We start from the raw sequence: 13,013 nt of genomic DNA on the forward strand, positions 1-13,013 counted from the left end.
CCTCAGAACACACAGGAGCAGTAGTGAGCAAGCGCAGCAAGTCTCTCCGCGCTGCGGACGCCAAGATCGACCGGGACAAGCTCTACGCCCCGCTCGAGGCCGTCCGTCTCGCCAAGGAGACCTCCACGACCAAGTTCGACGGCACCGTCGAGGTCGCCTTCCGTCTGGGTGTCGACCCGCGCAAGGCCGACCAGATGGTCCGTGGCACCGTGAACCTGCCGCACGGCACCGGCAAGACCGCCCGGGTCCTGGTCTTCGCGACCGGTGACCGTGCTGCGGCCGCGGAGGCCGCGGGCGCCGACATCGTCGGCTCCGACGAACTGATCGACGAGGTCGCGAAGGGGCGTCTGGACTTCGACGCCGTCGTCGCCACCCCGGACCTCATGGGCAAGGTCGGCCGCCTCGGCCGCGTGCTCGGTCCCCGTGGTCTCATGCCGAACCCCAAGACCGGCACCGTGACCCCGGACGTCGCCAAGGCTGTCACCGAGATCAAGGGTGGCAAGATCGAGTTCCGCGTCGACAAGCACTCGAACCTGCACTTCATCATCGGCAAGTCGTCCTTCGACGACACCCAGCTGGTGGAGAACTACGGCGCCGCGCTGGAGGAGATCCTCCGTCTGAAGCCGTCCGCCGCCAAGGGTCGCTACATCAAGAAGGCCGCGATCAGCACCACGATCGGCCCTGGCATTCCGGTCGACCCGAACCGCACCCGCAACCTCCTCGTCGAGGAGGACCCGGCCGCCGTCTGAGTTAGGGCCTGTCCGGCGGATCAGGTCGCAGGAAGGCGACAACGCGGCAGATGTGCGTGCCAGACCCCGCGTCTGCGACAGGATCCGCCGGACAGGCCCTAAGCGCTCACCCCGGTAGCCGCGTCGCGTACGCGTCTTACGAGCACGGGCCCCGCAACCTTCCCAGGTGCGGGGCCCGTTGCCTTTTCCGGGGAGGAGGGTGCCTTTGTCCGGGCCCGGGGTTAGCGTGACGATCACGGGCCGCACAAGGGGGGTACGGATGACGCACAGGATCGCGGGGCCGATGATCTTCGCGGTCGTGCTCGCGACGGCGGCCGCGTGCACCCTCTCGGACGGCTCGCAGGGGCATGACGACGACAGGCGCGGTAGCGCGGACCCCGCCTCGGTGGCCGCGCTCCGAGCCGTCCGGACCGCCACCGGAAAGGCCGGCTCCGCCCGGATCACCTCCACGACGGTCATGGGCGACATGCTCTCCATGACGACCGACGGCACCCTCGGCTGGGCCGACGGCTCGACCGGCAGGCTCACCATCACCTACACCGGCGGCCAACTCGCCGACGCCATGCGCAAGGTGAGCAGCACCTCGATGGAGGCCCGGCTGCTGCCCGACGCCTACTACGCCAAGGTCGGCGACCGGTTCTCCCAGCAGATGCGCGGCAAGCACTGGGTCAGGTACGCCTACGCCGACCTGGCCGGCCTCCCGGGCGGCTCGGGGACGTACCTCAAGGAGCAGTTGCAGAACACCGCGCCCGTCCAGCCGGTCAAACTCCTGCTTGCCTCCGGGGACCTCCACAAGGTCGGCGAGGAGCGGGTGCGTGGCAAGCTCACCACGCACTACACCGGCACGGTGGACGTGGCCGACCTCAAGGAAACCGACGCCCTGCGCCAACAGTTGGAGCAGGCCGGGGTCACCTCCGAGACCGTCGACATCTGGGTCGACGGCCGTGACCTGCTGGTCAAGAAGGTCGAGAGGGGCGAGTTCACGACCGGCCGGATGTCCTCCACGGCGTACTACGGCGACTACGGCGTGCGCGTCGTGGTGGAGCGGCCCCAGGCCTCGGACACCGCCGACTTCGAGGACCTGATGGTCACGCCCACAAGCACGCCCACAGCCACGCCGGGCGCGTAGGGCGGAGACGTCCAGGGGTGAGCCGTACGGGCGGATTTGCTTGACAGTGATGCGTTCGCGTACGCTTCCCCAGAAGCCAAAGACCGCTGGTCGTTGCCGTGTGCTCGTGAGAGGGCTCGGTGACCGAAGGATCCGCTGAACTGCGGACGACCCGCGCAGGTGAATGTGGAAGTTGCTCCCAGATCTGCTCCGCTCGCGGAGTTCGTCCGGTCGAGTCACGCCCCGTGCGCCTGCGCCGGGGCGTTTTGTTTGTCCCAGCCCCTTCTGAGCGGTCCTCATCACCCGGAAGGAGGCCGACGCTCTATGGCAAGGCCCGACAAGGCTGCCGCGGTAGCCGAGCTCACGGAGCAGTTCCGTAGCTCGAACGCTGCTGTGCTGACCGAGTACCGGGGTCTCACCGTGGCGCAGCTCAAGACGCTGCGTCGTTCGCTCGGTGAGAACGCCCAGTACGCCGTGGTGAAGAACACGCTGACCAAGATTGCGGCCAACGAGGCCGGGATCACGACGCTCGACGACCTGTTCAACGGTCCGACGGCGGTCGCCTTCGTCACCGGTGACCCGGTGGAGTCGGCCAAGGGTCTTCGTGACTTCGCCAAGGACAACCCGAACCTCGTCATCAAGGGCGGTGTCCTTGACGGCAAGGCGCTGTCCGCCGACGAGATCAAGAAGCTTGCGGACCTCGAGTCCCGCGAGGTTCTGCTCGCCAAGCTGGCGGGCGCCTTCAAGGGCAAGCAGACTCAGGCTGCTCAGGTCTTCCAGGCGCTCCCGTCGAAGCTCGTCCGCACTGTGGACGCCCTTCGCGCCAAGCAGGCCGAGCAGGGCGGTGCCGAGTAATTCGGCGCTCGAAATGACCGCGGCCGCCTGAGGCGACGAAGGCAGCGACGGTCGTAGCGGGCCCGAACGTACGCCCGCCAGACATGTACACACGGCACCAGCCGAATTAGTGGAAGGATCGCCCACCATGGCGAAGCTCAGCCAGGATGACCTGCTCGCGCAGTTCGAAGAGATGACCCTCATCGAGCTCTCCGAGTTCGTGAAGGCCTTCGAGGAGAAGTTCGACGTCACCGCCGCCGCGGCCGTCGCCGTCGCCGGCCCGGCCGGCCCGGCCGCCGCCGCCGAGGCCGTCGAGGAGCAGGACGAGTTCGACGTCATCCTCACGGGTGCCGGCGAGAAGAAGATCCAGGTCATCAAGGTCGTGCGTGAGCTGACCTCCCTGGGTCTGAAGGAGGCCAAGGACCTCGTGGACGGCGCCCCGAAGCCCGTTCTCGAGAAGGTCGCCAAGGAGGCCGCCGAGAAGGCTGCCGAGTCCCTCAAGGGCGCCGGCGCCTCCGTCGAGGTCAAGTAACACCTCTCGGGTCCGTATGGATCCGGCGCGCGCTGTTGCGGCCCTAGGGCTGTAACGCTGACGCACCGAAGAGCGATCATCCATCTGGGTGGTCGCTCTTCGGCGTTCCGGGGACTGGCGCGGCGGCTCCCTTGCGGGGACGGCCGCGGGGGGTATCGTGATCTTCGTTGTGCCTCCAAGGGCCCCTGGCAGTCGGCTGCACGTGACGATGGCAGCACCCGGTTTGGGCAAGAGAGGCCTTGACGAACCGCAGTCAGCGCGCAATTCTCAGGACGCGTCGTCACAACGATCCGGATCCGAGGCATGGATCGACGACGAAGAGGGCAGTATCAACGTGCATTGAGGGCGTGGGCTTGCGCAGGTGTCGAGAACGACGAGGGTCTCGAAAAACCCGCACTGGACATCAGTGTGCCGAGTGGCTACACTGACCCTTTGCGCTGCCTGTTAGCTGTCCCCTGCCCGTCACCAGGGGCATGCCCTCGCTTGAACACCGACGACCGAACCGTCCCTGACCTGGCCTTTTGACCAATCAGGGCAGTCTGTCTCTGTGTCCGAGTATGGGGACCGGTACGCGCGTAGTGAGTCCGAGCCCTCGGAAGGACCCCCTCTTGGCCGCCTCGCGCACTGCCTCGACCGCGAATATGAACAACGGCGCCAGCACCGCCCCGCTGCGCATCTCCTTTGCAAAGATCAAGGAGCCCCTCGAGGTTCCGAACCTGCTCGCGCTGCAGACCGAGAGCTTTGACTGGCTGCTCGGGAACACCGCCTGGCAGAGTCGGGTCGAGGCGGCTCTGGAGTCCGGTCAGGACGTCCCCACCAAGTCCGGTCTGGAGGAGATCTTCGAGGAGATCTCTCCGATCGAGGACTTCTCCGGGTCGATGTCGCTGACCTTCCGCGACCACCGTTTCGAGCCTCCCAAGAACAGCATCGACGAGTGCAAGGAACGCGACTTCACGTACGCGGCCCCGCTCTTCGTCACCGCCGAGTTCACCAACAACGAGACCGGCGAGATCAAGTCCCAGACGGTCTTCATGGGCGACTTCCCGCTCATGACCAACAAGGGCACCTTCGTCATCAACGGCACCGAGCGTGTCGTGGTGTCCCAGCTGGTCCGTTCGCCGGGTGTCTACTTCGACTCCTCCATCGACAAGACGTCCGACAAGGACATCTTCTCGGCCAAGGTCATCCCCTCCCGGGGTGCCTGGCTGGAGCTGGAGATCGACAAGCGCGACATGGTCGGTGTCCGCATCGACCGCAAGCGCAAGCAGTCCGTCACCGTCCTGCTCAAGGCTCTCGGTTGGACCACCGAGCAGATCCTGGAGGAGTTCGGCGAGTACGAGTCCATGCGCGCCACCCTGGAGAAGGACCACACCCAGGGCCAGGACGACGCGCTGTTGGACATCTACCGCAAGCTGCGTCCGGGCGAGCCCCCGACCCGCGAGGCCGCGCAGACGCTTCTTGAGAACCTCTACTTCAACCCGAAGCGTTACGACCTCGCCAAGGTCGGCCGCTACAAGGTCAACAAGAAGCTGGGCAGCGAGGCTCCGCTGGACGCCGGTGTCCTGACCGTCGAGGACGTCATCTCGACGATCAAGTACCTGGTGAAGCTGCACGCCGGTGAGACCGAGACCGTTGGCGACAACGGCAACTCGATCGTCGTCGAGACCGACGACATCGACCACTTCGGCAACCGCCGTCTGCGCAATGTCGGCGAGCTCATCCAGAACCAGGTCCGTACGGGTCTGGCACGTATGGAGCGCGTGGTCCGCGAGCGGATGACGACTCAGGACGTCGAGGCGATCACGCCGCAGACCCTGATCAACATCCGGCCGGTCGTCGCCTCCATCAAGGAGTTCTTCGGCACCAGCCAGCTGTCGCAGTTCATGGACCAGAACAACCCGCTGTCGGGTCTCACCCACAAGCGCCGTCTGTCGGCTCTTGGCCCGGGTGGTCTCTCCCGTGAGCGGGCCGGCTTCGAGGTCCGTGACGTGCACCCCTCGCACTACGGCCGCATGTGTCCGATCGAGACCCCTGAAGGCCCGAACATCGGTCTGATCGGCTCGCTCGCCTCCTACGGCCGCGTCAACGCGTTCGGTTTCGTCGAGACCCCGTACCGCAAGGTCACCGGCGGTGTCGTCACCGACGAGGTCGACTACCTCACGGCTGACGAAGAGGACCGATTCGTCATCGCGCAGGCCAACGCGATCCTCACCGACGACATGCGCTTCGAGGAGTCCCGCGTCCTGGTCCGCCGCCGTGGCGGAGAGATCGACTACATCCCGGGCGACGACGTCGACTACATGGACGTCTCGCCGCGCCAGATGGTGTCCGTCGCCACCGCGATGATCCCCTTCCTGGAGCACGACGACGCCAACCGTGCCCTCATGGGCGCGAACATGATGCGCCAGGCCGTGCCGCTGATCACCGCCGAGGCCCCCCTCGTCGGTACGGGCATGGAGTACCGCTGCGCCGTCGACGCCGGCGACGTCATCAAGGCCGAGAAGGCGGGTGTGGTCCAGGAGGTCTCCGCGGACTACGTCACCGTCGCCAACGACGACGGCACGTACACCACGTACCGCGTCGCGAAGTTCTCGCGCTCCAACCAGGGCACCTCGGTCAACCAGAAGGTTGTCGTGGACGAGGGCGACCGGGTCGTCGAGAACCAGGTTCTCGCCGACGGTCCGGCCACCCAGGAAGGCGAGATGGCGCTGGGCAAGAACCTGCTCGTCGCCTTCATGCCGTGGGAGGGTCACAACTACGAGGACGCGATCATCCTGTCGCAGCGCCTCGTCCAGGACGACGTCCTCTCCTCGATCCACATCGAGGAGCACGAGGTCGACGCCCGTGACACCAAGCTCGGCCCCGAGGAGATCACCCGGGACATCCCGAACGTCTCCGAGGAGGTCCTCGCCGACCTCGACGAGCGCGGCATCATCCGTATCGGTGCCGAGGTCGTCGCCGGCGACATCCTCGTCGGCAAGGTCACGCCCAAGGGCGAGACCGAGCTGACGCCCGAGGAGCGCCTGCTCCGCGCGATCTTCGGTGAGAAGGCGCGCGAGGTGCGCGACACCTCGCTGAAGGTGCCGCACGGTGAGATCGGCAAGGTCATCGGCGTCCGCGTCTTCGACCGTGAAGAGGGCGACGAGCTGCCGCCGGGCGTGAACCAGCTGGTTCGTGTCTACGTGGCGCAGAAGCGCAAGATCACGGACGGTGACAAGCTCGCCGGCCGCCACGGCAACAAGGGCGTCATCTCGAAGATCCTGCCGATCGAGGACATGCCGTTCCTGGAGGACGGCACCCCGGTCGACATCATCCTCAACCCGCTGGGTGTCCCGTCCCGAATGAACCCGGGACAGGTCCTGGAGATCCACCTCGGCTGGCTCGCCAGCCGCGGCTGGGACGTCTCCGGACTCGGGGACGAGTGGGCGCAGCGCCTGCAGGCGATCGAGGCCGACGTGGTCGCCCCCGGCACCAACGTCGCCACCCCGGTCTTCGACGGTGCGCGTGAGGACGAGCTCGCGGGTCTGCTGCAGCACACGATCCCGAACCGCGACGGCGAGCGCATGGTGCTCCCGACCGGTAAGGCGCCGCTGTTCGACGGCCGCTCCGGCGAGCCGTTCCCGGAGCCGATCTCGGTCGGCTACATGTACATCCTCAAGCTCCACCACCTGGTCGACGACAAGCTGCACGCCCGCTCGACCGGTCCGTACTCGATGATCACCCAGCAGCCGCTGGGTGGTAAGGCCCAGTTCGGTGGCCAGCGCTTCGGTGAGATGGAGGTGTGGGCGCTGGAGGCGTACGGCGCCGCTTACGCCCTCCAGGAGCTGCTGACCATCAAGTCCGACGACGTCACCGGCCGCGTGAAGGTCTACGAGGCCATCGTCAAGGGCGAGAACATCCCCGAGCCCGGCATCCCCGAGTCCTTCAAGGTGCTCATCAAGGAGATGCAGTCCCTGTGCCTCAACGTGGAGGTGCTGTCCTCGGACGGCATGTCCATCGAGATGCGCGACACCGACGAGGACGTCTTCCGCGCGGCGGAAGAGCTCGGCATCGACCTGTCCCGGCGCGAGCCGAGCAGCGTCGAAGAGGTCTGACGGGAGTCCGGAGACCTGTGCCTCACAGGTCTCCGGCCCCTGGACCCCCGTATCAGACCCCTAAGACTTACAACCCTGAGAGGGATTGACGCATAGTGCTCGACGTCAACTTCTTCGATGAGCTCCGGATCGGTCTGGCCACCGCTGACGACATCCGTCAGTGGAGCCACGGCGAGGTCAAGAAGCCCGAGACCATCAACTACCGCACCCTCAAGCCCGAAAAGGACGGACTCTTCTGCGAGAAGATCTTCGGTCCGACCCGGGACTGGGAGTGCTACTGCGGCAAGTACAAGCGTGTCCGGTTCAAGGGCATCATCTGTGAGCGCTGCGGCGTCGAGGTCACTCGCGCCAAGGTGCGTCGTGAGCGGATGGGCCACATCGAACTGGCCGCCCCCGTCACGCACATCTGGTACTTCAAGGGCGTTCCGTCGCGCCTCGGCTACCTGCTCGACCTCGCCCCGAAGGACCTGGAGAAGGTCATCTACTTCGCGGCGTACATGATCACGTACGTCGACGACGAGCGTCGCACCCGCGACCTGCCCTCGCTGGAGGCCCACGTCTCCGTCGAGCGTCAGCAGGTCGAGAACCGCCGCGACTCCGACCTCGAAGCCCGCGCCAAGAAGCTGGAAAGCGACCTGGGCGAGCTGGAGGCCGAGGGCGCCAAGGCCGACGTGCGCCGCAAGGTGCGCGAAGGTGCCGAGCGGGAGATGAAGCAGCTGCGCGACCGTTCGCAGCGCGAGATCGACCGTCTCGACGAGGTCTGGACCCGGTTCAAGAACCTCAAGGTCCAGGACCTGGAGGGCGACGAGCTCCTCTACCGCGAGCTGCGTGACCGCTTCGGCACGTACTTCGACGGTTCGATGGGTGCCGCGGCGCTGCAGAAGCGCCTGGAGTCCTTCGACCTGGACGAGGAGGCCGAGCGCCTCCGCGAGATCATCCGTACCGGCAAGGGCCAGAAGAAGACCCGTGCGCTGAAGCGGCTGAAGGTCGTGTCTGCCTTCCTGCAGACCTCCAACAGCCCCAAGGGCATGGTCCTCGACTGCGTCCCGGTCATCCCGCCGGACCTTCGCCCGATGGTGCAGCTGGACGGTGGCCGCTTCGCGACCTCCGACCTGAACGACCTGTACCGCCGTGTGATCAACCGCAACAACCGTCTGAAGCGACTCCTTGACCTCGGTGCTCCCGAGATCATCGTGAACAACGAGAAGCGCATGCTTCAGGAGGCCGTCGACGCGCTCTTCGACAACGGCCGTCGTGGTCGCCCGGTCACGGGCCCCGGCAACCGTCCGCTGAAGTCGCTGTCCGACATGCTCAAGGGCAAGCAGGGTCGATTCCGTCAGAACCTGCTCGGCAAGCGCGTGGACTACTCCGCGCGTTCCGTGATCGTCGTCGGTCCGCAGCTCAAGCTGCACCAGTGCGGTCTGCCGAAGGCGATGGCGCTGGAGCTCTTCAAGCCGTTCGTGATGAAGCGGCTCGTGGACCTCAACCACGCGCAGAACATCAAGAGCGCGAAGCGCATGGTCGAGCGCGGCCGCACGGTCGTGTACGACGTCCTCGAAGAGGTCATCGCCGAGCACCCGGTTCTGCTGAACCGTGCGCCCACCCTGCACCGCCTGGGCATCCAGGCCTTCGAGCCGCAGCTGGTCGAGGGCAAGGCCATCCAGATCCACCCGCTCGTCTGCACCGCGTTCAACGCGGACTTCGACGGTGACCAGATGGCCGTACACCTTCCGCTCTCCGCGGAGGCGCAGGCCGAGGCCCGCATCCTGATGCTGTCCTCGAACAACATCCTCAAGCCGGCCGACGGCCGTCCGGTGACGATGCCGACCCAGGACATGGTCCTCGGTCTGTTCTTCCTCACCACCGACGGCGAGATGCGGAACGTGAAGGGCGAAGAGCGCTCCTTCTCCTCCGTGGCCGAGGCGATCATGGCGTTCGACTCGGGCGAGCTCTCGCTGCAGTCGCGCGTGGACATCCGCTTCCCGGTGGGCACCATCCCGCCGCGCGGCTGGACCCCGCCGACGCAGGAGGAGGGCGAGCCGGAGTGGCAGCAGGGTGACTCGTTCCGGCTGCGGACGACCCTGGGCCGCGCGCTCTTCAACGAGCTGCTGCCCGAGGACTACCCGTTCGTCGACTACGAGGTCGGCAAGAAGCAGCTCTCCGAGATCGTCAACGACCTCGCCGAGCGCTACCCCAAGGTCATCGTGGCGGCGACGCTCGACAACCTGAAGGCGGCCGGCTTCTTCTGGGCGACCCGTTCCGGCGTCACCGTGGCCATCTCCGACGTCGTCGTTCCCGAGGCGAAGAAGGCGATCGTCGCCGGGTACGAGGCCAAGGACGAGAAGGTCCAGAAGCAGTACGAGCGCGGTCTGATCACCAAGGAAGAGCGCACACAGGAGCTCATCCAGATCTGGACCCAGGCGACCAACGAGGTCGCCGAGGCGATGAACGAGAACTTCCCGAAGACCAACCCGATCTTCATGATGGTGAACTCGGGTGCACGAGGCAACATGATGCAGATGCGTCAGATCGCCGGTATGCGTGGTCTCGTGTCGAACGCCAAGAACGAGACGATCCCTCGTCCCATCAAGGCCTCGTTCCGTGAGGGTCTGTCCGTCCTGGAGTACTTCATCTCCACGCACGGTGCCCGAAAGGGTCTGGCCGACACCGCCCTGCGTACCGCCGACTCGGGTTACCTGACCCGTCGTCTGGTGGACGTCTCGCAGGACGTCATCATCCGCGAGGAGGACTGCGGCACCGAGCGCGGTCTGAAGCTGCGGATCGCCTCGAAGGACGCCAGCGGCGTGCTGCGCAAGGCGGACGACGTCGAGACCAGCGTCTACGCCCGCATGCTCGCCGAGGACGTCGTCATCGACGGCAAGGTGATCGCGCCGGCCAACGTCGACCTCGGCGATGTCCTCATCGACCAGCTGGTGCACCACGGTGTCGAGGAGGTCAAGACCCGTTCGATCCTGACCTGCGAGTCCCAGGTCGGCACCTGCGCCATGTGCTACGGCCGCTCGCTGGCCACCGGCAAGCTGGTCGACATCGGTGAGGCGGTCGGCATCATCGCCGCCCAGTCCATCGGTGAGCCCGGTACCCAGCTGACGATGCGTACCTTCCACACCGGTGGTGTGGCCGGTGACGACATCACCCAGGGTCTGCCCCGTGTCGTCGAGCTCTTCGAGGCTCGTACGCCCAAGGGTGTCGCCCCGATCTCCGAGGCCCAGGGCCGCATCCGGATCGAGGAGACCGAGAAGACCAAGAAGATCGTCGTCACCCCGGACGACGGCAGCGACGAGACGGCGTTCCCGATCTCGAAGCGTGCCCGTCTTCTGGTCAGCGAGGGCGAGCACGTCGAGGTGGGCCAGAAGCTCACCGTGGGTGCCACCAACCCGCACGACGTGCTGCGCATTCTGGGTCAGCGTGCCGTCCAGGTCCACCTGGTCGGCGAGGTCCAGAAGGTCTACAACTCGCAGGGTGTGTCGATCCACGACAAGCACATCGAGATCATCATCCGGCAGATGCTGCGCCGAGTGACGATCATCGAGTCGGGCGACGCCGAGCTGCTCCCGGGCGAGCTCGTCGAGCGCGGCCGCTTCGAGACCGAGAACCGTCGTGTGGTGCAGGAAGGCGGCCACCCGGCCTCCGGCCGTCCGCAGCTGATGGGTATCACCAAGGCCTCGCTGGCGACCGAGTCGTGGCTGTCGGCGGCGTCCTTCCAGGAGACGACCAGGGTTCTGACGGACGCGGCGATCAACGCCAAGTCCGACTCCCTGATCGGCCTCAAGGAGAACGTCATCATCGGTAAGCTCATCCCGGCCGGTACGGGCCTGTCCCGCTACCGCAACATCCGGGTCGAGCCGACCGAAGAGGCCAAGGCCGCGATGTACTCGGCCGTCGGCTACGACGACATCGACTACTCGCCGTTCGGCACGGGCTCCGGCCAGGCCGTTCCGCTGGAGGACTACGACTACGGTCCGTACAACCAGTGAGTGGTTGAACTGAGTTGAAGGGCGGCCACCCCGTTTCGTACGGGGTGGCCGCCCTTCGGCGTTTCTCTTCCTAGCGGCCGGTCAGTTCTACGACGGCCACGGCGGCGGTGGTGAGCGCGGCGACGACGCCGACGCTGGCGAGGGGCCAGCGGGAGCGCTCCAGCGCGTCCAACCGCTGTTCGTGGTCGGCGAGTTGCCTGTCGGTCTGGTCGCTGCGCTGCACCAGGAGGGCCAGGGAGCCGTCGACGCGGGCGAAGCCCGCCTCCAAGGTGCCGCGCAGCCGCTCCAGTTCCAGGGCGACGGCGATCGGGTCGTTCGGATCCGGGTCACCCATCCGCGCCTCCTGAGGCGTAGGGCACCTTGAGCGCGGCCCAGGACTTGGCGCCCGGCCAGCCGTCGGCGGCGGTGCCGGTGTAGCCGAGCTTGCGCTGCCACCTGGCGTACGACTTGCGGTCGGCTTCGGTCCACTGGGGGCCGGGGCCGGACGCGTAGGCGGAGCAGCCGACGGCTGTCAGTCGCTTGCCCATCGCCGTGATGACGGGGGACTTGGGGGTGTTTTTGAACCAGGCTGTGCCGGGGAAGGGTTGGTAGGCGGGGGAAGCGGTGACCTTCTTGTCGAGCCGCGCCGTGATCCGGGAGCGCAGGTCCGCCATCGCGAAGCCGCGTGGGTCGATCTTGGCGCTGGTCCACTCCTTGTGGCCGATCACGGACCGGGCGCTCCAGCCGTGCGCCCGGCACAGGGCGGCGGAGGCCCGCACGACGGCCTCCAGCTGGGCCGCCGGCCACGGGTCCTTGCCGTCGCCGAGGTTGACGCACTCGAAGCCGTAGAAGTGGACGTTGCCGTCGGTATCGTTCTCGTTGGGCGCGGGCAGGGTGGCGCTCTCGGCGATGACGGCGTTCAGGACGTCGCCGTCGCCGCTGCCCGCGTGGTTGGCGCGGCCGTTGCCCACGAGGTGGACCGTGCCGTCCTTGGCGATCACGCCGTGGCAGAGGGGGCCGGGCAGGTCGGAGCGGCCGTCGAAGCAGAGGTTGACGGTGGCGGTGGTGCCGGAGGTGACGGTGTGGTGGACGACGACGCCGTTGACCGGACCCCAACTTCCCTTGTGATTGCGGTTGTTGGTGCGCCAGCCGGCGTGCTCGACGACGGTGACGCCCTCGGCCCGCAAGGCGGACACGAGGGCGTCGGCGGAGAGGGGGTTGGCCATGGGCGGTGCCTCCTGGGGGAGTTCGGGCATGAGAAAACCCCGGCCGGGAGCGGCTCGGGGCGATGTGGTGCGGCGGTGCGTCAGGTGGTGGTGGCAGCTTCCGTGTCCGTTTCCGGGTCCGGGGTGCTCGGGCTTGTCCAAGTGGCGCACAGGGCCGCGTACTTCGCCGTGTTCGCCTGGAAGTCGGCGACCGCGGTGGTCACGGCCGTCTGCGCGGCGGTCCGGTCGGGGGTGACCGGGTCCGTGCCCGTGGGGGAGATGCTGACGCGGCCGTATCCGCGCAGGACAACGCCGTTGCCGCCGGTTTCGGTGAACTGGGCGGTGACGCTGACGGTCGGGTACCTGCCGGTCATCGAGTCGGGTTCGATGATGTTGCTGAGACTGTCGTCGGTGATGTTGATGTGGATGGTGTGGCCGGCCTCGGCGAGCGTGGCGCGGCCCGCGTAGTCGATGGCGATGCCCCAGGGCTGTGTCGTGTCGATGTCCATGCGATGCC

The 13,013-nt window shown here is 66.9% G+C and carries 9 protein-coding genes; 6 read left to right on the forward strand and 3 right to left on the reverse strand.

Annotation, left to right across the window (positions count from 1 at the left end):
• Window positions 1-23: 23 nt before the first annotated feature.
• The 6 genes from rplA to AC5DRG_RS31785 all read left to right on the forward strand — a co-directional run bounded on the left by rplA (window position 24) and on the right by AC5DRG_RS31785 (window position 11,312).
• Window positions 24-749 carry a 50S ribosomal protein L1 gene (gene rplA, locus AC5DRG_RS31760; protein ID WP_491802909.1) on the forward strand — a complete coding sequence of 242 codons (726 nt, stop codon included), beginning with the start codon at window positions 24-26 and terminating at the stop codon, window positions 747-749.
• Between the two features lie 259 nt (window positions 750-1,008).
• A complete protein-coding gene (locus AC5DRG_RS31765) occupies window positions 1,009-1,878 on the forward strand; it encodes an SCO4651 family lipoprotein (RefSeq protein WP_491802911.1) in 870 nt (289 codons plus the stop codon).
• Window positions 1,879-2,181: 303 nt separating this feature from the next.
• Window positions 2,182-2,712, forward strand: coding sequence for a 50S ribosomal protein L10 (gene rplJ, locus AC5DRG_RS31770; RefSeq protein ID WP_491802912.1), 531 nt, complete (start codon window positions 2,182-2,184; stop codon window positions 2,710-2,712).
• Window positions 2,713-2,839: 127 nt separating this feature from the next.
• Window positions 2,840-3,223, forward strand: coding sequence for a 50S ribosomal protein L7/L12 (gene rplL / locus AC5DRG_RS31775; RefSeq protein WP_491802913.1), 384 nt, complete (start codon window positions 2,840-2,842; stop codon window positions 3,221-3,223).
• A gap of 608 nt (window positions 3,224-3,831) precedes the next feature.
• On the forward strand, window positions 3,832-7,317 hold the full coding sequence (rpoB, locus tag AC5DRG_RS31780) for a DNA-directed RNA polymerase subunit beta (protein WP_491802915.1): 3,486 nt from the start codon (window positions 3,832-3,834) through the stop codon (window positions 7,315-7,317).
• A 95-nt stretch (window positions 7,318-7,412) separates the two neighbouring features.
• Window positions 7,413-11,312, forward strand: coding sequence for a DNA-directed RNA polymerase subunit beta' (locus AC5DRG_RS31785; RefSeq protein ID WP_491802916.1), 3,900 nt, complete (start codon window positions 7,413-7,415; stop codon window positions 11,310-11,312).
• Between the two features lie 70 nt (window positions 11,313-11,382).
• Here AC5DRG_RS31785 and AC5DRG_RS31790 read toward each other — a convergent pair whose 3' ends face one another.
• From AC5DRG_RS31790 to AC5DRG_RS31800, 3 genes are all read right to left on the reverse strand, one after another.
• Window positions 11,383-11,646, reverse strand: a complete 264-nt coding sequence (locus AC5DRG_RS31790) for a hypothetical protein (RefSeq protein WP_491802917.1) — start codon at window positions 11,644-11,646, stop codon at window positions 11,383-11,385.
• The gene (locus tag AC5DRG_RS31795) at window positions 11,639-12,517 is read right to left on the reverse strand and encodes a peptidoglycan-binding protein (RefSeq protein ID WP_491802918.1); all 879 of its coding nucleotides are present in this window, start codon (window positions 12,515-12,517) and stop codon (window positions 11,639-11,641) included. Before AC5DRG_RS31795 ends, AC5DRG_RS31790 begins: the two co-directional genes overlap by 8 nt.
• Window positions 12,518-12,597: 80 nt before the next feature.
• On the reverse strand, window positions 12,598-13,005 hold the full coding sequence (locus AC5DRG_RS31800; protein WP_491802919.1) for an ATP-binding protein: 408 nt from the start codon (window positions 13,003-13,005) through the stop codon (window positions 12,598-12,600).
• Between the last annotated feature and the right edge of the window lie 8 nt (window positions 13,006-13,013).

The sequence above is a fragment of the Streptomyces sp. JLBG701 genome (assembly GCF_058544905.1).